The sequence below is a fragment of the Mycolicibacter sp. MU0102 genome (assembly GCF_963378105.1).
Taxonomy (GTDB): domain Bacteria; phylum Actinomycetota; class Actinomycetes; order Mycobacteriales; family Mycobacteriaceae; genus Mycobacterium; species Mycobacterium holstebronense.
This window is the reverse complement of the sequence record NZ_OY726398.1, coordinates 3840022-3862722: the sequence shown is the minus strand read 5'-3', so window position 1 is coordinate 3862722 and position 22701 is coordinate 3840022. Positions and strand designations below refer to the sequence as shown.

25 protein-coding genes and 1 pseudogene are annotated in these 22701 nt (G+C 65.9%); 7 read left to right on the top strand and 19 right to left on the bottom strand.

Annotated features, from left to right (window positions below; translation table 11 throughout):
* Window positions 1–5 precede the first annotated feature (5 nt).
* Entirely contained in the window at window positions 6–299 is a 294-nt protein-coding gene (locus tag RCP37_RS18270; RefSeq protein WP_308484397.1) for a cytochrome C oxidase subunit IV family protein, read from the top strand.
* Here the strand turns inward: RCP37_RS18270 and RCP37_RS18265 are convergent.
* From RCP37_RS18265 to RCP37_RS18250, 4 genes are all read right to left on the bottom strand, one after another.
* Window positions 287–1363 (bottom strand): NAD(P)H-dependent amine dehydrogenase family protein, encoded by a 1077-nt coding sequence (locus tag RCP37_RS18265; RefSeq protein ID WP_308484396.1) that lies wholly within the window; start codon window positions 1361–1363, stop codon window positions 287–289. The genes RCP37_RS18270 and RCP37_RS18265 overlap by 13 nt on opposite strands.
* A gap of 21 nt (window positions 1364–1384) precedes the next feature.
* The gene (locus tag RCP37_RS18260) at window positions 1385–2842 is read right to left on the bottom strand and encodes an aldehyde dehydrogenase family protein (protein ID WP_308484395.1); all 1458 of its coding nucleotides are present in this window, start codon (window positions 2840–2842) and stop codon (window positions 1385–1387) included.
* Between the two features lie 98 nt (window positions 2843–2940).
* Window positions 2941–3504 carry a TetR/AcrR family transcriptional regulator gene (locus RCP37_RS18255; protein ID WP_308487143.1) on the bottom strand — a complete coding sequence of 188 codons (564 nt, stop codon included), beginning with the start codon at window positions 3502–3504 and terminating at the stop codon, window positions 2941–2943.
* Window positions 3505–3619: 115 nt separating this feature from the next.
* On the bottom strand, window positions 3620–4273 hold the full coding sequence (locus RCP37_RS18250; protein WP_308484394.1) for a TetR/AcrR family transcriptional regulator: 654 nt from the start codon (window positions 4271–4273) through the stop codon (window positions 3620–3622).
* Window positions 4274–4494: 221 nt separating this feature from the next.
* Between RCP37_RS18250 and RCP37_RS18245 the strand changes: the two genes are divergently transcribed.
* A complete protein-coding gene (locus tag RCP37_RS18245; protein ID WP_308484393.1) occupies window positions 4495–5670 on the top strand; it encodes an acyl-CoA dehydrogenase family protein in 1176 nt (391 codons plus the stop codon).
* 71 nt (window positions 5671–5741) lie between these two features.
* Here the strand turns inward: RCP37_RS18245 and RCP37_RS18240 are convergent, their stop codons facing one another.
* From RCP37_RS18240 to RCP37_RS18210, 7 genes are read right to left on the bottom strand one after another with little or no spacing between them, the layout of a single operon-like run.
* Window positions 5742–6554: an acyl-CoA dehydrogenase family protein gene (locus RCP37_RS18240; RefSeq protein WP_308484392.1), complete on the bottom strand. Its 813-nt coding sequence runs from the start codon at window positions 6552–6554 to the stop codon at window positions 5742–5744.
* Between the two features lie 2 nt (window positions 6555–6556).
* Window positions 6557–7666 (bottom strand): acyl-CoA dehydrogenase family protein, encoded by a 1110-nt coding sequence (locus RCP37_RS18235; RefSeq protein WP_308484390.1) that lies wholly within the window; start codon window positions 7664–7666, stop codon window positions 6557–6559.
* On the bottom strand, window positions 7666–8085 hold the full coding sequence (locus RCP37_RS18230; RefSeq protein WP_308484389.1) for a nuclear transport factor 2 family protein: 420 nt from the start codon (window positions 8083–8085) through the stop codon (window positions 7666–7668). Before RCP37_RS18230 ends, RCP37_RS18235 begins: the two co-directional genes overlap by 1 nt.
* Window positions 8069–9298 carry a metal-dependent hydrolase family protein gene (locus RCP37_RS18225; RefSeq protein WP_308487142.1) on the bottom strand — a complete coding sequence of 410 codons (1230 nt, stop codon included), beginning with the start codon at window positions 9296–9298 and terminating at the stop codon, window positions 8069–8071. Before RCP37_RS18225 ends, RCP37_RS18230 begins: the two co-directional genes overlap by 17 nt.
* A gap of 2 nt (window positions 9299–9300) precedes the next feature.
* Window positions 9301–9624, bottom strand: a complete 324-nt coding sequence (locus RCP37_RS18220; protein WP_308484388.1) for a hypothetical protein — start codon at window positions 9622–9624, stop codon at window positions 9301–9303.
* Window positions 9608–10885 carry an aromatic ring-hydroxylating oxygenase subunit alpha gene (locus RCP37_RS18215; RefSeq protein WP_308484387.1) on the bottom strand — a complete coding sequence of 426 codons (1278 nt, stop codon included), beginning with the start codon at window positions 10883–10885 and terminating at the stop codon, window positions 9608–9610. The genes RCP37_RS18220 and RCP37_RS18215 overlap by 17 nt, the downstream gene beginning before the upstream one ends.
* Before the next feature lie 4 nt (window positions 10886–10889).
* Window positions 10890–11435, bottom strand: a complete 546-nt coding sequence (locus RCP37_RS18210) for a carboxymuconolactone decarboxylase family protein (protein WP_308484386.1) — start codon at window positions 11433–11435, stop codon at window positions 10890–10892.
* Window positions 11436–11694: 259 nt separating this feature from the next.
* Between RCP37_RS18210 and RCP37_RS18205 the strand changes: the two genes are divergently transcribed.
* From RCP37_RS18205 to RCP37_RS18190, 4 genes are all read left to right on the top strand, one after another.
* Window positions 11695–12975 carry an amidohydrolase family protein gene (locus RCP37_RS18205; protein ID WP_308484385.1) on the top strand — a complete coding sequence of 427 codons (1281 nt, stop codon included), beginning with the start codon at window positions 11695–11697 and terminating at the stop codon, window positions 12973–12975.
* A gap of 109 nt (window positions 12976–13084) precedes the next feature.
* Window positions 13085–14380, top strand: a complete 1296-nt coding sequence (locus RCP37_RS18200; protein WP_308484384.1) for a cytochrome P450 — start codon at window positions 13085–13087, stop codon at window positions 14378–14380.
* Window positions 14377–14583: a ferredoxin gene (locus tag RCP37_RS18195; protein ID WP_224973123.1), complete on the top strand. Its 207-nt coding sequence runs from the start codon at window positions 14377–14379 to the stop codon at window positions 14581–14583. The genes RCP37_RS18200 and RCP37_RS18195 overlap by 4 nt, the downstream gene beginning before the upstream one ends.
* On the top strand, window positions 14583–14888 hold the full coding sequence (locus tag RCP37_RS18190; protein ID WP_308484383.1) for a DUF1330 domain-containing protein: 306 nt from the start codon (window positions 14583–14585) through the stop codon (window positions 14886–14888). The genes RCP37_RS18195 and RCP37_RS18190 overlap by 1 nt, the downstream gene beginning before the upstream one ends.
* A gap of 14 nt (window positions 14889–14902) precedes the next feature.
* On the opposite strand, the gene RCP37_RS18185 is transcribed toward RCP37_RS18190, so the two are convergent.
* The 7 genes and pseudogenes from RCP37_RS18185 to RCP37_RS18155 form a co-directional block, all read right to left on the bottom strand.
* Window positions 14903–15112 (bottom strand): ferredoxin, encoded by a 210-nt coding sequence (locus RCP37_RS18185; protein ID WP_308484382.1) that lies wholly within the window; start codon window positions 15110–15112, stop codon window positions 14903–14905.
* Window positions 15113–15120: 8 nt separating this feature from the next.
* Window positions 15121–16323 (bottom strand): cytochrome P450, encoded by a 1203-nt coding sequence (locus tag RCP37_RS18180; RefSeq protein WP_308484381.1) that lies wholly within the window; start codon window positions 16321–16323, stop codon window positions 15121–15123.
* A 113-nt stretch (window positions 16324–16436) separates the two neighbouring features.
* Window positions 16437–17255, bottom strand: coding sequence for an NAD(P)-dependent oxidoreductase (locus RCP37_RS18175; protein WP_308484380.1), 819 nt, complete (start codon window positions 17253–17255; stop codon window positions 16437–16439).
* Window positions 17255–18112 carry an alpha/beta hydrolase gene (locus RCP37_RS18170; RefSeq protein ID WP_308487141.1) on the bottom strand — a complete coding sequence of 286 codons (858 nt, stop codon included), beginning with the start codon at window positions 18110–18112 and terminating at the stop codon, window positions 17255–17257. The genes RCP37_RS18175 and RCP37_RS18170 overlap by 1 nt, the downstream gene beginning before the upstream one ends.
* Window positions 18113–18132: 20 nt before the next feature.
* Complete coding sequence (locus RCP37_RS18165) at window positions 18133–19797, bottom strand: thiolase C-terminal domain-containing protein (RefSeq protein WP_308484379.1); 1665 nt, start codon at window positions 19795–19797, stop codon at window positions 18133–18135.
* An 11-nt stretch (window positions 19798–19808) separates the two neighbouring features.
* Window positions 19809–20003, bottom strand: a pseudogene (locus RCP37_RS18160) (ferredoxin); the annotation flags it as partial.
* Entirely contained in the window at window positions 20000–21313 is a 1314-nt protein-coding gene (locus RCP37_RS18155) for an NADH-ubiquinone oxidoreductase-F iron-sulfur binding region domain-containing protein (protein ID WP_308484378.1), read from the bottom strand. The gene RCP37_RS18155 and the pseudogene RCP37_RS18160, both read right to left, overlap by 4 nt.
* A 29-nt stretch (window positions 21314–21342) precedes the next feature.
* On the opposite strand from RCP37_RS18155, the gene RCP37_RS18150 reads away from it, so the two are divergent.
* On the top strand, window positions 21343–21813 hold the full coding sequence (locus RCP37_RS18150; protein ID WP_308484377.1) for a hypothetical protein: 471 nt from the start codon (window positions 21343–21345) through the stop codon (window positions 21811–21813).
* A 5-nt stretch (window positions 21814–21818) separates the two neighbouring features.
* Here RCP37_RS18150 and RCP37_RS18145 read toward each other — a convergent pair whose 3' ends face one another.
* Window positions 21819–22685 (bottom strand): alpha/beta fold hydrolase, encoded by an 867-nt coding sequence (locus tag RCP37_RS18145; RefSeq protein ID WP_308484376.1) that lies wholly within the window; start codon window positions 22683–22685, stop codon window positions 21819–21821.
* Between the last annotated feature and the right edge of the window lie 16 nt (window positions 22686–22701).

Below are 22701 nucleotides of genomic sequence, written 5' to 3'. Positions count from 1 at the left end.
ACTCTGTGACCGCACCGCAGCAATCCCGCTTCGCAGCCGACCCGCTACTCACCGGAACTTGGCTTGTTCTGGTGGTCATCACCGTGCTGGCGTGGTGGCTGGCCCCGGGACACACCTCCGGGCACGTCGAGCCGAGCATCCCGATTACCGTCACGGTGATCGCGCTGTCGGCCGTCAAAGCCCGGCTGATCATCCGCAACTTCATGGAGGTGCGCACCGCACCGATCTGGTTGCGCCGCACCACCGACACCTGGCTGGCCGTGCTGTGCACGGCCGTACTGGTGATCTACCTGTTCTGAGCGGGGAACCGGGGCAGGTTCAGCGGCAGATCGTTGTAGGTGGCGATCCCGGGTTCGGCGGCGACGACGGCCGGTATGGCGTTGATCGGCGGCATCGCGGTCATGATGTGGCCGAGCTCGAAGAAGTCGTCGAGGGACTTGGCCGAGGCGATCAGGTCCGGCGGCGGGGTGAACCCGACCTGCATGTTCACCGTCGGCCGGCCGTCGATGGTGATCTTCCAGCCATCGCCGTCGAGCTGCCAATCCGGCTCGAGCGTTTGCCCTTTGCGCCACCGCACGTTGATGTCGATGACGCATCGGCCGCCTGAGATTCCCTGCCAGCTGGCGAAGACCCCGGCCACATGCCCGGCCGGGATCGTCCACGAAGCCATCGGCAGATCCGCGGTGGTCTGGGCGTATTCGCACGAGCAGGTGATCTCATCGAGTTCGACGCCCATGGCGTCGGCGACCAGCCGGACCGCCTCGGCGAAGACCGCCGTGCCGCGGGCGGCCATGGGTTCTAGGTCCGGGTCGTCGATCGCGGCGCCGAAGCCCACCGGCCGTTCGGTGTCGGGAGAGTCGTAGAGGGTGGTGTCGGCCGTCTCGGTGATGGTGATCTTGTCGACCCGGTCGCAGGCCGTTGCCGCCACGATCGCCAGCAGTTCGGCAAACCCCGGGCTGACTCCGGATCCGAACAGCGTGGAACCGCCCTTGCGGCACGCCTCGTCGAGTCGGGCCCGGTCGTCGCCGAGGTTGTGCCCGGTGATGAAAGACGCTGACGTCACGACGTTTACGCCCGCCGACAGGATCTGCACCAGTTCGTCGACGTTGATCCACATCGGGTTGTAGACCACGCAGTCGGGTTTGAGCGCCAGCAGCGCCGCGGCGTCGTTGGTGGCGGCGACGCCGATCGGGGCGATGCCGGCCAGCTCGCCGGCATCGCGACCGACCTTGTCGTCCGACCATGCGAAGAGGCCGACCAGGTCGTAATTCGGGTTGCCGGCGATCGCCCGAACGGAGCTCTTGCCGACGTTTCCGGTCGTCCACTGGACGACCCGGTAGGGGGAGGCGGGGGAGTCAACCATGTCGTTGTTCGGAGTCGCCGGCTACATCTGCGCCCAGACGATTTTCGTCTGGAGGTAGGTTTCGATGCCCGCTTTGCCGGATTCGTAACCCCAGCCGGACTGCTTGTATCCGCCGAACGGCATCGAGTGGTCGAACTGCATCTGACAGTTCAGTCCGACCGTTCCGGCCTTGAGTCGCTTGGCCAGTCGATGCGCCCGGCCCAGGTTCGAGGTCCACGCAGTGGCGGCCAGACCGTAGCTGCTGTTGTTGGCCAGGGCTATCGCCTCGTCTTCGTCGTCGAACGGCAGCACCGTCACCACCGGCCCGAAGATCTCCTCCTGGAACAGCCGGCTGGAATCGGGGTCGACATTGGTGACCACGGTCGGGTGCACGAAGTAGCCCTTGCGGTCCAGGCGGTGGCCGCCGGTGACGAACTCGTTGCCGTCGGCTTTGCCCTGCTCGAGGTAGCCGAGCACCCGGGTGAGCTGCTTCTGGCTGATCAGCGGACCTGCCATGGCGCCCTCTTCCTTGGGACCACCGAGCTTCATCATGTTGGCCATGTTCGCCAAGCCCTCGACCACGCGCTCGTAGACACCGCGCTGGACGAACACACGCGAACCACAGACGCAGGCCTGGCCCGAGTGCACGAAGGTGCCGAACGCCGCCATGGTGATGGCCATATCGAGGTCGGCGTCGTCGAAGATCATCACCGGCGACTTGCCGCCGAGTTCCAGGGTGATCTTGTTGAGATTGCTTGCGGCAGAGGAGCGTACGATCTCACGACCGACTTCGGTGGACCCGGTGAACGCAACTTTGTCCACGTCCGGGTGCGCGGTGATCGCAGCACCGGCGGTGTGGCCGTAGCCCAGCACCATGTTGACCACGCCGTCGGGAACGCCGGCCTCGCTCAGGATGCGGTCGAGGACCAGCGCCGACAGCGGGGTTTCCTCGGCCGGTTTGACCACACTGCTGCAGCCGGCGGCCAGCGACGGCGCCAGCTTGGCGCAGAAGTTGAAGACCGGTCCGTTCCACGGGAAGATCAGGCCCACCACGTCATAGGGCTCGCGCAGCGTGTAGACGTGCTGGTGTGACTCGATGCCGGTCAGGCCACCGGTGTTCACATCTCGTGCGATGCCGTCGATCTTGGTACACCAGCCGGCGTAGTAGCGGAACCACTCCGAACCCACTTTGGTGATGATCGCGGCCTGCGAGGCCGGAATGCCGGCGTTGACGGACTCCAGTTCGGCGAGGATCTCGGCGTTCTCGTCGATGAGGTCGGCGACCTTCCACAGCACCTTGGCCCGGTCGTAGTCGGCCATCTGCGACCACACCCCGGACTCGGCGGTGGCCTTGGCCCGGGCGACGGCGTCGTTGACCGCTTCGGGTCCGCAGTCGGTGAATTCGGTCAGCTGCTCTTCAGTGGCCGGATCGATGATCGGAATCACGTCTCCGGTGCCGGGGACCTTGCGAATGTCGTCCAACACCGTCTGCACCGACATGGATAATCCCCTTCTCGCATTCGGATAATTGCGTTTGCACGAGGGTATGTGGTTCCCCAGCCGATGTCTAGGGTTGGCGGTGGTCGCCGTGTGGTGGCTCAGTCGGCGGCGTGTTGTTCGCGCACGCCGGCGATGATCGCCCGGATCAGCCGATCGACCTGTTCGGCACTGCGATCAACATCGTGGCCCTGGCAGGACTCCACCATGACGCCGTTGACGAAGCGCAGGACCGCATAGGTCTGTTCGTCCAGCATTGCCGGATCGGGTTCGGAGTCGTGAGTCTGCCACTGGGAGACCGCTCGTCGGACGAGCTCATGGAATTGAGTTGTGCTCTGCCGGATGATCTCGGCCAGTTCGGGGTCGCGACCGGCCTCCATCGCCAGTTCGTAGCGCGCACGTGTTCGCGTCACCCACGGCGCGGCGCCGGCCAGCACCACCATCGTCGCCAGCCCCATGGTGCCCGAGGCACGGCCGTCGCCATCGTCGGCCAGCTCCGACATGGCGCTGAGATCGGCGAGGTCGAGCTCGGTCACCCGGGAGGCCGTCGCGTGCATCAAGGCCTTGCGGGTGCGGAAGTAAAACGATGTCGTCCCTGCGGGCATGCGGGCGCGGCGATCGACCTTGGGGTGGCTGAGTCCGCGGGCGCCGTCCGCGCCGAGCAGCTCGATCGCCGCATCGCACAGCTGTCGACGCCGTTGTTGCGGGTCGGGCTTCCTACGCATGGCAATGGCCGCAGTCTAATCCGTCCCGTCGCCCGGGGGAGGGGGCTCAATCAGCTCAGCTGCGTTCGAAGCCGTGCGCGCAGAAGTCCCAGACTTCCTCGGCGGTCAGCGGGTTGACCGCCGGATCGGCTGAGGCGGGGCTGGATTGGGCGTTGAACATGACCGTCTGCATGATCATGGCAGCCACCCGCCGGGGGTTGGCGCCGGTACGCAGCCGACCGGCGTCGGCGGCTTGTTCGGTCAGCTCGGCGAGCAACTCCAACAGTGGCGTGTGGGCGACCCGGACCTCGACGGGGTGGGTCAGCAGCAGGGTCGGGGCGAAGTCGGTGAAGAGCGGCCGTTTGGCGGCCGGGTCCGGGCGCGACGACTCGAACAACAACTCGACGGCGACCTTGAGCCGTTCCAGTGGATCGGAGTGATTGGCCGTGGCGGCGCGGATCTGATCGGCAGCGCGACTCAGGGCGTCTTCGAAGAGCGCCAGCAGCAGCTCGTGCTTGCCATCGAACTGCAGGTAGAAGCTGCGCAGCGACTGGCGCGAGCGGTCCACGACCTCCTGCACGGTGAAGTCCGTGCTGCCCTTTTCGATGATGATCGACTGCGCGGCATCCAGAAACCGCTGGACGCGTTGCGCCGCGCGGATCTTCGCCGTCTTGATCGAGCGTTCGACCGCGCGCTGCTTCCAGGCGGGTTCCTCGCTCGGATTGGTCACCGGCGTTCCGGACGCTGCGGTGACCGAGACATGGCGCAACTGTACTGGACACAAATGCGCCGGTGGTGCGGCACACCGGCGTGGGGCCGACGATTCAGAGATCGTAACTTCTCCATTCGAGAATGATATTCTCATCTCCGCGTCTAGGGAAGCGGACGAGCAAGATCGCCAGCCGCGTTCGAATCGGGTATCCCGCGGCGCCCGAGCCGAGGAGTTCGCCCATGCAGCTGACCTTTGATCCTGAAGTCGAGAACTTCCGGGCCGCGTTCTCGGCGTTCCTCGACGAGCATCTGCCCTCCGATGCCGACGCTCTGGAACGGTCGCATTCGTGCTCGGACGTGCCGGATTGGGCCCGCCGCTGGCAGCGACTGTTGTTCGACAACGGCTGGCTACTGCCGGCGAATCCGCCCGAATTCGGCGGCCGCAACGCCACGATTCTTCAGCAGTACGTGCACTCAGAAGAACTGTCCCGCCGGCGTATCTACCCCAGCTTCAACCCGCAAGGGGTGGGCATCATCGCCGCCTCGCTGCTGTCGTTCGGCACCGAGGAGCAGAAACATCGTTGGGCGGTACCGATTCTGCGGGCCGAGATCACCGCATCTCTGGGGATGAGCGAGCCCGGCGCCGGATCGGACCTGGCCGGTCTGCAGACCCGGGCGGTGCTCAACGGCGACCACTTCGTGGTCAACGGTCAGAAGGTCTGGACCTCCGGCGCCCACGATGCCGACGTGCTGCTGACGTTCGTACGCACCGACCCGGATGCACCGAAACACAAGGGCATCAGTGTGCTACTGATCCCCACCGACACCGAAGGCGTTGTGCGACGGCCTTTTGCATCGGCCTGTGCGCACGACGACATCGACTTCAATGAGGTGTTCTTCACCGACGTCCGGGTGCCTGCCGAGAACTTGGTGGGGCCGCTCAACGGCGGCTGGGGAGTGGCCAACGGCTCACTCGGTCACGAACGCACGCTGCTGTGGATGAGCTTCGCCGACCGGCTACGTGATCTGATTCATGACTTCAGTCCGGTGGGTGCGCTGGACCGTGACCGCTTCGCCACGCTGCTGATGGACAACGAGGCGCTGCGGCTGCTCGGTTCGGTGGCCCTGGCGCAGGCCGCGCGCGGTGAGCAGGACGTGCCCGCTCTGTCGGTGCTCAAGCTGCTTGGTTCAGAAGCCGTGCAGAACGCCGCGGAACACGCGCTCGACAATGTGGGTGCGGCCGGCCTGATCCACCCCGGCAGCTCCGGTACCTATATGCCGCTCAACGAAGATCACGCCTCTGGAAGCTGGTTCGACCGGTATCTGCGCAGTTTCTCGGGAACCATTGCCGGGGGCACCTCGGAGATCCAGCGCAACATCATCGCGCAACGGGTGCTCGGCCTGCCGCGGGGCTGACCCTCACCGCCGAGACGGAATCCGGCGACTCTGGATCGGCGTGTCCCGTCGTGGAATGCCGATTCGGCGACTCAGAGCTGGACCATGCGGGGCGCCGAGCCGCGGGCCCGCAGACCGCCGCCGACCTGGCGGGTCAACTCGCGCGCGTTGCCGAGCAGACCGTCGAGCACCAGGACCCGCTGGACGTGGCGGTGCAGTTCGTGTTCCTCGGTGAAGCCGACGCCGCCGAGCACCTGCTGGCAGTGTTTGGCCGCGGTCAGTGCGGCCTTTCCCGCGGCGGCCTTGGCCAATATGGACGTCAGGTCCGGGCTGTCAATGATGGGCACGGTGAGGGTGGCCTCGGCGCCCTCGATGGCGACCAGGGTCTCGGCCAGTCGATGCCGAACGGCCTGGAAGGACGCGATCGACTTGCCGAACTGCACCCGGTCCAGTGCGTGCTGGCGGGCCAGCGTCAACATTGCCCGCGCCGAGCCGACCAGCCACCATCCCAACGCGCGGCGGGCCTCACCCAGGCGCATGAGTTCTCCGCCGGGTATCTCGCGCAATGGAAGCCCGCCAAGAACGGGATCGGCGGGGTGGCCTTCTCTTTCCCGGCGCTCCCAGATCACCCATCGGCCACCGGCATAGGGCATCGGGGGAGTGCCGCCGGGCAGGCCGCCGATGGTCTCCAGGATCACGTCGTTGAGTACCGAGGCATGCGCCCCGGTCTCGCCGAGCAACCGGAACACCAGCGGGATTGCCATATCCGGTTCTTCGGCAAGCATTTCCGCCCAACCGAGTTCGGCTAGGGCCTGGTCGAGCGCAGCGCCGGACGACGACGCCATGGTCTTACGCAGGGTCTCTTCCAGCAGAACGAGCGCGGCGGTGTCCATTCCGGTGGTCATCGTCACTCCTTGGGAAGATCGAGCAGTCGGCGGGCGATGATGTTGCGCTGAACCTCGGCGGTACCGCCGTAGATGGTGGCCGCCCGGGAGTACAGGTACTCGGCGCGCCACTCACCCTCGTCCAGCTCGATGACACCCGGCATCAGGTCGCGGGCGGTGTCATAGAGCAACTGTTCGGCGCTGGCCAGCAACACCTTGTCGACCGAGGTGTCCGGGCCCAGCCGGTGCCCGTCGGCCAGCCGGTGCTGGGTGGCACGGGAGCGGCAGCGCAAGGTGTGCAACGCCAGGTACACCGCGCCCAAGTCGTTGTCGACCGCGGCGCCTTGGCGCTTCGCCTCGGCGATCAGCGCATCGAAGCGTGAGTACAGGTAGGCGATGCGTTGCCAGAAGCAGGTGGAGCGCTCATAGGGCAGCAGGTCCATGGCCAGCTGCCAGCCGTCGCCGGGCTTGCCGAGCATCCGTGAGCCGTCGACGACGACATCATCGAAGTAGACCTCGCAGAACTCGTCGACGCCGTGCATGGTGCGCAGCGGGCGCACATCGACACCGGGGGTGTCGGTGTCGACGAAGAAGGCGGTGATCGCCTGGTGATTCGGCGTATCGGCGTCCCCGGTGCGGGTCAGCAGGATGCAGCGCTGCGAGTACTGGGCGAAGCTGGTCCAGACCTTCTGGCCGTTGATCACCCACTGGTCGCCCCGCGGGACGGCGCGGGTGCTCAGTGATGCCAGGTCGCTGCCAGATCCTGGCTCGGAAAAACCCTGGCACCACTGTTCCTTGCCGCTGAGCAACTTCGGGACCATCTCAGCGGCCAGCTCCGGGGTCGCGTAGTCGATCATCGTCGGTGCCAGCACCTCGAGCATGGAGTAGGGGCCCGGTTCGACCAGGCGCCGCCCGACCACCTCCTCACCCACGATGGCGCGCAGCATGGCCGGTCCGCCCAGGCCGCCGGCTTCGACCGGCCAGCCGTACCGCATCCAGTCCGCTTCGTAGAGCGCGGCCGAGACTCGGGCGAACTGCTTGAGGTGTCCTTCGAGCGAGTTCTCCGGTCCGGGGCTCAGGTCGTTCTCGTCGAGCCAAGCGCGTAGATCAGCTTGGAACGCAGCGACATTCATCAGGCGGTCGGCCTGCCGATGGCGTGCGGGCGCCCCGCGTCATGCGTGCCACTGCGCCGGATGAACGTCATCTTGCGGGTCCGCAGCCGCCAGCCGTCGGCGGTGCGCACGTAGGTGTCGTTGTAGTAGCCGATCCGCATGTCGTGGCTGGCGTGGTCGATGAAGCACAGCGGCTGAGTGCCGGTCGCGGTGTCGCCGTCCAACTCGATGACCGGGGTGCCGGTCATGAACAGGCCCTTGGGCGCGGCATCGACCAGCACCGGAAACCGGTCCAGTGAATAGGTTTCGCCGAATGCGCTGTAAGTGCCGTCGGGGGTGAACACTGCCACCAACCCGTCGATGTCGCCCTGGGTGATGGTCACCGCGTAGCGGGCCAGCGTCTGCTGGATCTCGACCAGGTCGTCAGTTCTTGTTGACATATACCTTGCCGCCTTTCATGACGAACGCAACATTGCGGGTAACGGTGATGTCGGACAACGGATCTCCCGGAACTCCGATGATGTCTGCGAGTAGCCCCTCGGCCAGCCGGCCGCGGTCGTCGGTGTTGATCAGCTCGGCCGCGGTCACCGTCGCCGCCTTGAGCACCGCGGCCGGCGGGAGGCCCCATTCGACCAGGGTGACCAGTTCGTCGGCGTTGCGGCCGTGCGGGATGGCCGGGGCGTCGGTGCCGACGGCGATCTTGACCCCGGCCTCGTAGGCGGCCTTGATCGAGGTGCGGGACTTGGGGAACATCTCGGCTGCCTTGGCCTGCAGTTCGGGCGGCGCCTTGGACACGTCCATCGCCTCGGCCAAGCGTCGGGTGGTCACCAGGAAGCGGTCGTTCTCGACGAGCATCGCGATCGCTTCGTCGTCCATCAGGAACCCGTGCTCGATGCAGTCGATGCCGCAGGCCACCGCATGCTTGACCGCCTCGGCGCCGTGGGTGTGTGCGGCCACGCGCAGCCCGCGCCGGTGTGCCTCGTCGACGATGGCCCGCAGTTCTTCGTCCGAATAGTGTTGCGCGCCGGCTTCACCGGTCAACGACATGACGCCGCCCGAGCAGCACACTTTGATCAGCTGAGCACCATGCTTGATCTGATAGCGAACCGCTTTGCGGATCTCGTCGACACCGTTGGCGATGCCTTCCTCGACGGTCAGCTCCAGCACGCCGGGCATGAACGCCGCGAACATGGTCGGATCCAGGTGCCCGCCGGTGGGGGTGATCGCGTGACCGGCCGGCACCACCCGCGGCCCTTCGATCCAGCCGGCGTCGATCGCCTTGCCCAGCGCCACGTCGAGCAGGTATCCGCCGGTTTTGACGAACAGTCCCAGGTTGCGCACCGTGGTGAAGCCGGCGTGCAGGGTGCGTCGGGCATTGCCCACCGCACGCAGCATCCGGGTCGGCGGATCGTCCTGAACCTGGGACAGGCCGGGGTTTTCGCCCCGGCCGCCCATCAGCAGGTTGACCTCCATATCCATCAGCCCGGGCAGCAGGATCAGGTCGCCGAGGTCGATCGTCTCGTCGGCTTCGACGCTGCCCGGCGGGCGTTCGCCGACGCCGACGATCCGGTCACCGTCGATATGCAGCACTCCAGGCCGGACGATCTCTCCGGCGTCGACGTCCAGCAGCCCGGCCGCCTTGAGTGTCAGCACTCCTAGATCACCGGCTCGCTCAGGAGTTCCACCCACGCCGCGCCACTGTCCGGGACGCGCGGCTGCTTCCATGCCTCGATCGGGAAGGACACCATGACGAGGGATTGCATGATGTGCATGAGAGTCTTTGCGTCATCTGGCAAGTCGTCCAGTGGAAACTTGTCGCAGTACGTAGCGGCGTCGTCCAGCAGCGGGAACGCGACGTCGTAGAACTGCTGCATCTCGGCCATGGATGACGCGAGCCGCTTAGCGTAGCGGTCGGGCTCGTGAGCCAGGTCCCAGTCCAAATAGGGCTCCAGGGCGGCGAACTCAGACGGCAGCGGCATTTTGGTGCTCCTTTACGAAGTCGCGGTTCACCTTGTGCAGGTGGCGGATAAGGATCTCTTGGTCGCACAGCAGGAAGTCCTTGACGGCCTTGGTGCCGATCATGGTCTGGGTGGCTTCCAAGGTATTGGCGTCCTGCAGTGCGTACTCCTTGAACGTGACCGCGGCCAGCTCCTGGGCCAGGCGTTCGCGAGCGTTCTTCGGCGGCACGAAGTACAGGTTGGCCTCGAAGGTGTGCTTGTCGACTGCGGTCGGCCAGTACTGGTAGGTCAGGTACCAACCCGGCTCCCAGATCAGCAGCATGAAGTTGGGGTAGAAGAGCCATGAGTCAATGCCCCACTGCGGCACTCGCTTGACGTTCACGCCCGGCGGCAGTTCCTTGAGGTTGGCGATGAGATCCGGCTTGTCCCACGGGCCGAACAGTCCGCTGCGCAGCACCTGGTCCAATGGCTTGACCATAGACATGTCGGGGGGCGGCGCCTGACCACCCCACGTCGACTGCAGGCTGTGCGGGCCGGCCAGCTCGTAGTGCAGCGCTTCGTAGCCGAACTTCTGGATCTTGGCGGCTTCCTCCTTGGTGTACTGCCCCTGGTGCAGGATCGGCGCGTGGTAGAACTCGATGAACGCGTCGATGAAGAGCTTCCAGTTGCTGCCGACCTCGGCGCGGTAGGAGTAGGTCTCGGTCATCTCGCCGAACGGGTAGCCCTCGATCCCCTTGGCCAGCGGCCCGAGGTAGTCGGCAAGCGGCTGCGCGTTGTCGTCGAAGTTGACGAAGATGAAGCCTTCCCATACTTCGCAGCGCACACCGGCCAGGCCGTAGTCGGTCTTGTCGACGTTGAAGAACTCGTCTTCCTGCTGGACAAAGGTCAGGTCGCCGTCCAGACCGTAGCGCCAGGCGTGGTACTTGCAGGTGAACTGTCGGCAGGTACCTGAGGTCTCCTCGTTGGGGAAGTCGTTCCACACCAACTTGTTTCCGCGGTGACGGCAGATGTTGTGGAAGGCGCGCACCACGCCGTCTTTGCCTTTGACGACGATGATCGAGGTGCCCTTGCACACCGATGGCAGCTCGCGGGTGAAGTAGCTGCCCGTCTTGGGGAGCCGTTCGACGCGTCCCACGTTGATCCACGTGCGCTTGAAGACCGCTTCGCGCTCGGCTTCGAAGAATGCGGGGTCGATGGAGTCGCTGTAATCGACTGGCTCGGTTCCCAGTTCGGGATAGCTCTGCGTCCAGCTGCCGGCAGCCGGCTTGGGGAAGTGCGCCACTGTACTACCTCTCTGATTCGGGTTGTTCGTCAAGTTCAACGCCAAAGGTGTTGAATGCCATGGCCAACATGCTGTAGCAGCCGACCGTGAAGACGAGTTCCATCAGTTGTTGCTCGTCCAGGTGTTTGGCGAGGACCGCCTCGGTGGCGGGGGAGAGCCGGGAGTCCTCCTCGAGTTCGTCGGCCGCGTTCACCACGGCTTGGTGCAGCTCGTCGCGTCCCGCGCCGTGCTGCAGGTCTTCGATGTCGGCGTCGGTGAGGCCGGCTTCTTTGCCGATCGTGATGTGGTGCACCCACTCGTATTCGCAGCCGCGGCGGTGCGCGGTCCGCAGAATCGCAAGCTCGCGAAGGTTTCCGGGCAGCGATGAGCGGTACAGCAGCTCGACGTTGAATTTGAGAAAGGCCCGGGCCAGCTTCGGGTGGTGAACCAACATGGTCATCGCCGACCCGGCGTCGCGGGAGTTGCGCCGATCGGCGGTCAGCACCTGGGCCAGCGCACGCTGGACCGCCTCCTCGTCCCACTGGGACTCCGACAGCGGAGTCAGGCGCATCGGTTCCTCCTCGTTTACGAGAATCACATTCTCATATTTGACCAGTAGATTTCCATGTTTGGCTCGATTGGTCAACACTTCGCTGTTTGCGCAGGTGGGGCGAGTGGGTGCAACGGTGTGCGCCGCGCCCCGTCGTGCCGCGGGCGGCGCAACGCCGAGAGCTTGTGCGAAGGTTGATTCTCCGAAAACGGGAAGATAGTTTTCATTGGAGACGTCGTTGGGGCGGCCCGCTGTGCCGTGCCCGGAACGGAGGATGGCCGTGAACAAGGACGACATGATTCTGATCAGCGTCGACGACCACACCGTTGAACCACCGGACATGTTCGCCAACCACCTGCCGCGCAAGTACCTCGATGACGCGCCGCGTTTGGTGCACAACGCCGATGGTTCCGACTCGTGGCAGTTCCGCGACGTGGTGATCCCCAACGTGGCGCTCAATGCGGTCGCGGGCCGGCCCAAAGAGGAGTACGGCCTGGAGCCGCAGGGCCTCGATGAGATCCGGCCCGGCTGCTACAACGTCGACGAGCGGGTCAAGGACATGAATGCCGGCGGCATTCTGGGCTCGATCTGCTTCCCGTCGTTCCCCGGCTTCGCCGGTCGACTCTTCGCCACCGACGACGCGGATTTCTCGGTGGCGCTGGTGCAGGCCTATAACGACTGGCACATCGACGAATGGTGCGGGGCCTATCCCGGGCGTTTCATTCCGATGGCGATCCCCGTGATCTGGGATGCGCAGAAGTGTGCCGACGAAGTGCGGCGGGTGTCCAAGAAGGGCGTGCATGCCCTGACGTTCACCGAGAACCCGGCCGCGATGGGCTACCCGAGTTTCCACGACGCGTATTGGGACCCGCTGTGGCGGGCGCTGTGCGACACCGACATGGTGCTCAATGTGCACATCGGATCGTCCGGCAAGCTGGCCATCACCGCCCCCGATGCGCCGATGGACGTGATGATCACTCTGCAGCCGATGAATATCGTCCAAGCCGCCGCGGACCTGTTGTGGTCCCGGCCGATCAAGCAGTATCCGGGCCTCAAGGTCGCCCTGTCCGAGGGCGGCACCGGGTGGATCCCGTACTTCCTGGAGCGCGTGGACCGCACCTACGAGATGCATTCGACCTGGACCGGTCAGGACTTCGGCGGGAAGGTTCCCTCCGAGGTGTTCCGGGAGCACTTCCTGACCTGTTTCATCTCCGATCCGGTGGGTATTGCACTGCGCCACCTGATCGGTATCGACAACATCGCCTGGGAGGCCGACTACCCGCACAGCGACTCGATGTGGCCCGGAGCGCCCGAAGAGTTGTGGAATGTGCTGAGTGCCAACAACGTATCCGATGACGACATCAACAAGATGACTCACCAAAACGCCATGCGCTGGTACTCGTTCGACCCGTTCTCGCACATACCCCGCGAGCAGGCGGGAGTCGGTGCGCTGCGGAAGGCTGCCGAGGGCCACGACGTCTCGATCCGTGCGCTCAGCCACCACAAGGACGGCGATCGCCAGGCGAACGCGTTGATGGAAGCCGCGCGGTCGAACAGCTGAGTCGGGCCGGCGGCCCGGGCAACATTGACGGGCACCGTTGGGATATGAAATTCTATTCACCGGTTACGAGAATGGGATTCTCGGTTGTGAGAGGGAGCGAAACGGCTCGATGGATCCAGACACGATCGACTTCTTCACCGACCAAACGGTGGTCGGCGACCCATACCCCTATCTGCGCGCGCTGCGTGAGCGGTCGCCGGTAACTCGCGAGCCGCACCACGGCGTGACGATGGTGACCGGCTGGGACGAGGCGTGCGCGGTGGCCGGCAATGCCGAGGTCTTCTCCTCGTGTATCGCGGTGACCGGCCCGTTCCCCGGCTTCCCGGTGCCGCTCGACGGCGACCTGGGGGGCGAGACCGTCGCGGGCCTGATCGACAAGCACCGCGACAAACTGCCGTTCAGCGACCAACTGCCGACCCTGGACCCGCCGACGCACACCAACCACCGTGCGTTGCTGATGCGACTGCTCACCCCCAAGCGCCTCAAGGAGAACGAGGACGCCATGTGGGAGCTCGCCGATGCGGTACTCGACGATTTCCTGGCGCCCGGCGCCGGTGAATTCATTGGCGGATTCGCCGCCCCGTTCACCCTGCTGGTCATCGCGGACCTGCTCGGTGTCCCGGATGAAGATCGTGATGATTTCGTCAAGAACATTCAGCGCAACGCCGGGGGCGGGATCGGCAGCACCGATGCCAAGGCGCTGGCCCACAGCCCGTTGGAGTTCCTCTACGCCACCTTCGCCGGCTATATCGCCGACCGACGCAGTGCACCGCGCGACGACGTGCTGACCGGCATGGCGGAGGCGACGTTCCCCGACGGTTCCATTCCGGACCCGATGGACGTGGCCAAGGTGGCCGCCAACGTCTACTCGGCCGGCCAGGAAACCACGGTGCGCCTGCTCGGCTCCGCGCTGAGGATCATCGGGGAGCGGCCCGACATCCAGCAGCGACTCCGTGATGACCGCAGCCTCATCCCGAACTTCATCGAGGAGGTGCTGCGCTTTGAGAGTCCCGTCAAGGGTGACTTCCGGCTCTCCCGGGTGGACTCCGAGATCGGTGGAGTGCATGTCCCGGCCGGCACGACGCTGATGGTGCTGGCGGCCGGGGCGAACCGGGATCCGCGCCGGTTTACCGACCCCGAGACCTTCGACCCCGCGCGCTCGAATGCTCGTCAGCACATCACCTTTGGACGTGGTATCCACAGCTGCGCCGGTGCGCCGCTGGCCCGTGCCGAAACCCGCATCGCCATCGAGCGGCTGCTGGACCGCACCACCGACATCAGGATCTCCGACGAGCTGCACGGCCCAGAGGGCGCGCGCCAATTCCACTACATCCCGACCTACATCCTGCGCGGACTGACCCAACTGAACCTGGAATTCACCCCGGCCGAGCGGACTGTGCGATGAAGGCCTGGGTTGACCCGGATCGCTGTGCCGGACACGGCATCTGCACCACGATCTGCCCGCAGGTGTTCGCCATCAACGACGACGGCTATTCCGAGGTCACCGTCGGCGAGGTGCCGGCCGAGTTCGAAGACGCGGTCCGCGACGCCATCAAGCAATGCCCAGAACGTGCCATCGACGACGTCACCGACACTCAGGAGAGCTAATGGCGAACGCGCCCAAGGGATATGTGATCTTGACCGAGGCCATTAAGGACCCTGCGGGCATGGTTGCCTACGGTAAGGCGGCGGGGCCGACGATGGCCAACGCCACGATCCTGGCCGTCGAGACCCAGCATGAGGTGCTGGAAGGCCAGTGGCACGGAAACCAAACCGTGGTATTGGAATTCGAATCCGTGGACGCGGCCCGCGCCTGGTACAACTCCGAGGGTTACCAGGAGGCGGTCAAGCTGCGGCAGGCCGCCGCCGAATGCAATGCGGTGATCCTGTCGGGATTCCCGGCGCGCCCCTGACGCGGCGAGGACGCCTAGTCGTCGACCTCGACGATCGCCAGGGCCTGGCGCGGGCAGCGACGGACCGCCTCGGCGACGTCGCGTTCGGTCTCGGCGGTGATGTCAGGCTTGAGAATGAAGAGGTTGTCGTCGTCATCGACGTGGAACACCTCCGGGTTGATGGCCATGCAGATCGCATTGGATTCGCACAGCCCGTAATCGACCACTACCTGTCGGCGTGACATCGGCACCCCTAACGCAACACGCGGACGGGAACGTTCTTCCAGCCGGAGACGTTCTGCATGTGAACTCGTTGCAGGCCATCCCAATCCACCTCGTAACGAGGCATGAAGTCCAGCAGTCGCTCCAAGGCGACGACGCTTTCCATCCGGGCCAGCGCTGCCCCCAGGCAGCTGTGAATCCCGTACCCGAGGCCCAGGTGTTGCGCCTGCGTCTGGTCGCGGTCGATGTCGAAAGTGTCGGGATCGGTGAACGCTTCGGGATCGCGGTTGGCGGCCGCGGCGATCAAGAACACCGGTTTGCCGGCCGGAATGATGCCGCCGGCGACGTGCGCCTCCTTGAGGGTGTAGCGGACGTTGTACTGCACCGGGCCCTCGTAGCGCAGCAGTTCCTCGACTGCGGCGGGAACCTTGCTGCGATCGTCGAGGAGCTTCTGCCACTGGTCGGGCTGACGGGCGAAGATCACCGCGGCGTTGCCGACCAGCTTGGTGACGGTTTCCGCGCCGGCGGCCCCGAGCAGCGAGGCGAATCCGGTGATCTCGATATCGTCGAGGCGCCGCATCTGACCGTCCTCGCCAGGCATTTCGGCGGCGATCAACCGGCTGATCATGTCGTCCTGCGGATCGGCGCGCCGCTCCTGGATCAACCCGTAGTAGTACGTCGCGGTCTCGATGGTGGCCTGCATGCCGGCCTCGCTGGTCGCGATCTGCCCCGGCTCGCGGTGCAGCGTCGTGTCGATCCAGTGCCGAACCTGTTGGCGATACTCGTCGGGTACCCCGGCCATCCGCGTGATGACCTCCACCGGGAAGGGGCCGGAGAAGTCCCCCACCAGGTCGAAACCGTCGGGGTCGACCGCGCCCAGGAACCGCTCGACCTGCTCGATGACGGTGTCGCGCTGGGCCTGAATCGCGCGCGGGGTGAAGGCCTTGTTGAGCAGGCTGCGCATGTGCCGATGATCGGGCGGATCCATGAAGATGATCATCTTCTGCGGGGCCTCACCCGAGCGCACCATCGCGAGATCGCAGCCGCGGGCCGACGAATAGGTCTCGAAGTCCTTGAGAGCCGCCGACACATCTTCGTGGCGCGTCAGCGCGTAGAAGTCCTCTTCGGCGTTGTAGTACAGCGGCGCTTCCTCGCGCATGCGCCGATAGATGTCGAACGGGTTCTCGTAATACTCATCGGAGAACGGGTCGAAGATGAGTTCCGCCTTGGTCATCGAACCTCCTCGGTGCGCCGGACGCTAGGGGAAGCCGACGCTGGGACGATGGACTATAACCGCTACTGTAAGACAAACGGCAGCTTGTCGGAAGGGGTCACCGCAGACCGGCGTCACCGGGGGTGATCCATCAGGGACAGCGCCGCATCGGCGGCATCGAGCACGGCGCCGGGATCCGCCCCGGCTCGCTCCGCCAAGTCGGACACCAATCGGACATCCTTCTGCAGCAGGGATCCCGCCAGCCCGGCCAACCGGTCCAGGGTGCCGCCGGAACCCCGGATGCTGTTCAGCGCGAAGCTGTTCGCGCTGCCCCGTGACACCACCTCGGCGAGCCGGTCGGTGGCGACGCCCAATTGCTTGCCCAGCGCCAGCGCGGTGGCAGCAGTCCCGAGGTTGGCGGTGAACAACAGATTGTTGAGCAACTTGGTCACCTGGCCGGAGCCGAGCTCGCCCAGATACACCACCGGGTCGGCGTAAGTCTGAAAGACCGGTCGGCAGCGCTCCACGACGTCGGCTTCGCCTCCGGCCATCACCAGCAACGTGCCGGCCGCGGCGGCCGGGCCGCCCCCGCTCACCGGAGCATCGATCACCGAGACCTGCTGTTCGGCACAGTGCTGCGCCAACCGGCGACAGGTGTCGGGATGGACCGTGCTGTGAATCGCGATGATCCCGCCGGGCTGCAGGCCGGCCAGCACACCGTTGTCGCCCCGAACCACTTCCTCGACGTCGGAGTCACCAACCACGCACAGGCAGACCAAGTCGCTCTGGCCGGCCAGCTTCGCGGGGGAGTCGGCGATGCGTGCCTCGGTGTCGGAGAAGGGCTCCAGTGTGCCGTCCCGTCGCGCCCACAACGTCGTGGCATAGCCGCTCTCGACGATGCGCCGCGCCATCGGCGCGCCCTGGCTGCCCAACCCGATGAATCCGACGCGCATCAGCTGACCTCCGAGTCCCGCGCGACGACAGCGGTCGCGCAATCGTTGACGAATGACAGCACCGAGCGGTGATATTCCGCTGCGCTGAAGCCGAGGCTGAGATTGTGGCCCGCCTCGGGCTGGTGGTTGCTCGTGAAACTGTCTGTGGTGGTGAAGATGTCGCGGATCTCGCGCTGCGCGTCCGGACCGGACTCCCAGACCTTCTCGTGCTCGGCGAAGGTGAAGCGCGTCGGCACCCGAACCTGTGCGGCCAGTGACGGAAAGTCCCGCCGCGGCCAACTGGCCACCATGTCGGCTTCATACGGTGCGCCCGAGGACGCGTTGGTGATACCGCGCAGCACCGCTTCCGGATACAGCGAGGCGGGCTCCCAGAGCAGTTCGCGCAGGCCGGTTGGTCGCTGGCCGGGTCCGGCCGAGCTCAATGCGGCGCGCGCTGCGTCCTGGTAGCGCAGCCCGGTGCCGGCCAGTTCCAGACCGAGCAGGTCCACGCCGCGATCGGCCGCGGCCATCCGCACCGCCAGCTCACAGCCGTTGGAGTGGCCCAGCACGAACAGCCCCGCGCCGCGCGCCCGGTCGCCGAGGATCCGGTCGACGGCTAGGTAGGCCAGCCGGACGCGTTGTTCGGGCTCGGTCATCGCCTCCGGATACAGGGCCGAACTGCCGTAGCCCGGACGATCCAATGCAATCACCGTGTAGCCCTGCGCCGCACCGGTTCTCAGCAGTGACAGCGTTGGCTGTCCGGGGCAGTCGAAATAGATCGACGTGGTGCCGCCGCCGTGCAGCGCGACGATCACCGCATGCGGGTTGGGGACCTCGGCGACCAGTGCCGACATCGGCACCCCGTCGGCGCTGACCATCCGCGGGCGCACCGTGGCGCTCACGAGTCGGTCCGCAGCAATATGACCCCACTCGGTGTCAGTCCGCCGCTGCTCGCCACCGCGACCCTGGCGCCGGGAACCTGGCGTTCACCGGCCTCACCGCGCAGCTGGGTGACGGCCTCGTGGATCAGTCCCATGCCATGCGTGCGGCCGTGCGAGAGCTGACCACCGTGGGTGTTCAGCGGCAGCACCCCGTCGCGCGCGATGTTGACCCCGCCGTCCAAAAAGCTCTTAGCTTCGCCGATGCCGCAAAAGCCCAGTGCCTCAATCCAAGACAGGCAGTTGAAGGTGAACCCGTCGTAGAGTTCGGCAACGTCGACATCCGCCGGCCGTAACGACGTCCGCGACCACAGGTGCGCGGACTGGCCGAGGACCTGCGGCTCGTGGGTCAGCGTGCTCTGGTCCCAGTCGGTTCGCTCGATGATCTGGGTGCCGACCGCCTCGACCCGGATCGGCGGCTTGGCCAGATCGCGTGCCGCGTCGAGGGCCGACACGATCACCGCGACCGCGCCATCGCACGGGACGTCGCAGTCGTAGAGGCCGAACGGGGTCGTGATCATCCGCGCGGACAGGTAGTCGTCCATGCTCATCGGGTCGCGGTAGATCGCGGTCGGGTTGAGTGCGGCATTGGCCCGCTGGTTCAACGCGATCCAGCCGAGTGTCTCGCGGGTGGTGCCATAGCGGTGGAAATGCCGCTGCGCATTGAGTGCCAGTGTGTGTGCCGCCGAGGTGGCGCCGAACGGAATCTGCCAGCTGTTCGTGCGCCGTCCGCCGGGTGGTGAGGCTTTGCCGACCTTCAACAGCTCGCTGAATGTCGATTCCCACACGGTTCGGAAACACAACACGTGGCGGGCCAGCCCGGTGGCCACGGCCATCATCGCGGCGATGACAGAGCCGCCCGGACCGAAGGTGTCCATGCCGCCGTTGATCCAGGTCGGGCGGAACCCCATCGCGCCCTCCAGCGCCGAGACCCCGCCTTCACCCATGCCCGCGACGTCTAAGCTCGGATACGTTGAGAGTCCGTCGATGTCCTCGAAGGTCAACCCTGCGTCGGCGACAGCCGCCTGGCATGCCTCCACGGTCAGAGCCAGTGGCGCAGCCATGAGCCGACGGCCCATCCGTGAAGCCCCGACCCCGGTGAGCGCCACCTTGTCCTCGAACTTCTCGGCGGTCACCATCGGGCGCACATACTGTGCGTAGTCCTCGGGCGCTATCTCGTCGTCGGGAAGCGGCTTGGACGCTGAGTCTTCCGCACCGGCCGGTGCTAGTCGAAACAGCGGTAGCCAGACGTCCTCGATGTTCTCGAACGCCACCTCTACTTGCTGGCCCAGCTCGAGTTGATCGGGGTCGCAGTCGATGATGTTGGTGGTCAGTCGAACTCGTGGGTCTTCGTTGATCGCTACTTGGGCCACCACATAGGGCGCCGGCAGACCGGGAAAGCTGAATCGGTGGTTGATGGTGAACCCCGCCAGCGTGGCCCGCCCAGACACGTCTCGTACACCCATGTTCATGCTGCGGCAATACCGGCACACCGGTTGTGGCGGATGGATCAGTGCGGCGCAGTCGAGACATTTCTGCAGCCGGAGCACGCCGTCAGCGCCAGCGGTCCAAAAGAATTCGTTCTCGGGGGTGACCGCGGGAAGCGGGCGCCCAGGTGCGCTCACAGGTCGTCCTCCTCGGTGATTTCGATGATGGCGTGCACCGGACAATCCAGCAGAGCGCGCATGACGTCGTGCTCGTCGGCCTGCTCAACCGACCCGTCGCCGGTCAGGGAGGCATATCCCCAGTCGTCCAGCGAAAAATGTTTGGGCGCGTGTTTGGCGCAGTAGCCGAACCCGTCGCACAGCGTGCGATCCAGGCGGATCTTCATGCCGTCGCCTCCTCGACCTCGTAGGGACGCATCGCGTGGAAGGCACCGCCACGGCAGGCGTCGCAGGCGCCGTCGAGGTGGCGCGTTACCAAGTCCGGAAACCGGGTCAGCAGGCTGGCAGCAACATTGGTGGCGCCGTCCAGTGTGCCGCAGGCGCCTCGCCCGGGCAGCACACCGGCCCACCGTTGCAGCCGCTGCACGTCTTCGGCGGTCGCGACGCCATCCCGCAGGGCTTCGGCGACTGCGGCCATAGCCACGGTGCCGTTGAAGCACGACCCACACTGCCCGGCGTTCTCCCTGCCGAAATAGGCCAACACCGCTGCCGCCACAGCGACAGGGCAGTCGTCGGTGAGAACGGAGATCGCCCCGCAGCCCAGGCCGCTGCCGCTTGCGCGCAGCGACTCGTGGTCGAGGGTGGCCGCCAGCGCTTCGCGGTTGAGCAGGCCGGCGAAGTAGCCACCCATCAGGACGCCACGGACCTGCTCGGCCGCAATCCCGTGCGTGCTGAGCAGCTCGGCGATCGTCACGCCATGCGGTAGCTCGTAGAGCACGGGAGGTCGCCCGCCGCCGCTGACCGTGGCCAAGAAGGTACCCGGCGACAACGCAGTCCCGTCCGCGCGAAATGTGTCTGCGCCATGCCGTTGCAGATAAGGCAGATTCGCCAGCGTCTCGACATTGGAGACCAGGGTCGGGAGCGCACCGATTCCCTGCTGGTAGGGGCGGGGTGGTTTGTCCGTCGGTTTGGCCGGGCCGCCGTTGATGGCCCGCACCGCCGCAGTCTCCTCGCCGGCCACGTAGCCCGCCTCGACAACGAAAACCCTGATCGACAGTCCGCCAAGGACTTCCGGGCCGATTTCGGTCAGTGCGTTCTCGATGCTACGGGCTGCCCATGCATCGGAGACGTAGACGTAGGCGCGACTTGCCGCCACCGTCGCGGCGGCCAGCCGCAATCCGTCCAGCACCAGATGCGGGCGGTTGCGCAGCAGCCACCGGTCCTTGACCGAAGCTGGTTCGCCCTCTTCGCCATTGGCCACCACCACGGTGTCGCGCCCGCGGCGGCCCCCGTCGCGCACCGAACGCAGCTTGACTCCGAGCGGGAACGCCGCGCCGCCGCGGCCGAGCAATCCGCTGCTTTCCACCTCGGCGAGAAACTGGTCCGGGTCCGGCAACGGTTGATAGCCGCCGCCGGCCAGGTATTCCGCTGCGTCTTCGGCGCTGGATTGCATGCGAAGCAGCCGCGGCGGGCAGCTCGGCCAGGCGGCCACGGTGATCGTTTTGGCGTCCGGGGTCACCGTGCTGTTGGTCGTCATTGACACCTCTTTTGGCTAGGCTCGCGGACGTGAGAACAGCGGTGGTACGACTCGACGTCGACCCGGCCGGGAAACTGATGCCCGAGCATCTGACGGCGGGAATGGCAACGCTGCGAGACCTGGCCGGCCAAGCCGGTGTCGACGTGGTCGATGCCGACATTGCCGCCATGCCGGTGGGCCGACGCCACGTCCGGTTGCTGATCACCGGAGCCGAACGGGACGTCATCGATATCGGTATGCAGCTGTGCGCCAAGGCCTTCGACACGATGCCGGCGCCGGGCGTGGTGACCTACCTGAGCAGAGGCACCGACGACGACGTGCACGGGGTGCTGGCCGGGCTGGGACTGTCCGGTGAGATAGCCCGCGTATCGGGGCCCGATGGTCTGGACGTCGTGCACGTGACGTTGGCGGATCCGGATCTGCAGCGAGTCGGCGAGAGTCGGATCCACACCGCGCTGGAGGCGTCGCTGAACTGCGAGGTCTACATTCACACCCGCTGAGATCATCAGCGGCCCAGGAATTCCAGGATCGCCGGGGCGGCCTGCACCCAGGTGTCGAACATGTTGAAGTGACTGACTTTTCCTGATGCCCGATCTTCAGCGGCCCGCTCCCAGGCATCTTCGGGCCACGGTGGGTCGATCAGCTCGGATCCCTTGATCAGGCAGTTGACCTCCAGTGAGGTGCGCTTGGGGTGATCCCAGTCGTTCTCGCCGCCGCGGATGATCAGCGTGGGAACCCTGATTCGGTCGAACATCTCGTCGTCCACGCCGGGAATCGTCTGGCCCGGTTTGGAGACGAATGCGTTGAGCCAGCGCAGCATCACCTTGAGGAACGCGTCCCCGTCCAGGTCCAGCAGTCGTTGCTTGTTGTTCGGATTCTCCTCGATCCGCTCCTGCCACTCGCGGACGCCCAGCAGGGCCGCCGGCCCGCCGCCGCGCGCGGCCAGGATGCTGGGCACCACGTAGTAGGACCCCAGTACGAAGGTGCCGTAGATGCCACCCACGATGTTCCACAGCGCCAGCTTGGTGACCAACTCCGGATAAAGCATGGTGGTCAGGATCGAGTCTCGCGCGCCGCCTGAGCCGCCGGCCAGGATGACCGGCCCGGTCTCCAAGGCGGTGAGCAGTCCATGCAGCGTCTCGGCGCGCATGTGCGATTCGGACTGGCCGTAGAACTGCACGTCGGACGCGCCGCAGTTAGGACGGTCCCACAGCAGCACCCGGTAGCCGCCCTCGACGAGTGCTTCGGCGAGCGGGCGTAGCCCGGGGATCTCCTTGGAGAACCGGCCACCGGGTGTCAAGACGATCAGATCACCGGCGGTGCCGAGGATTTCGTAGACAACGTTGCCGGCGTTGACTTCGATAGAGGCCACCGAAAACTCCTGTGTG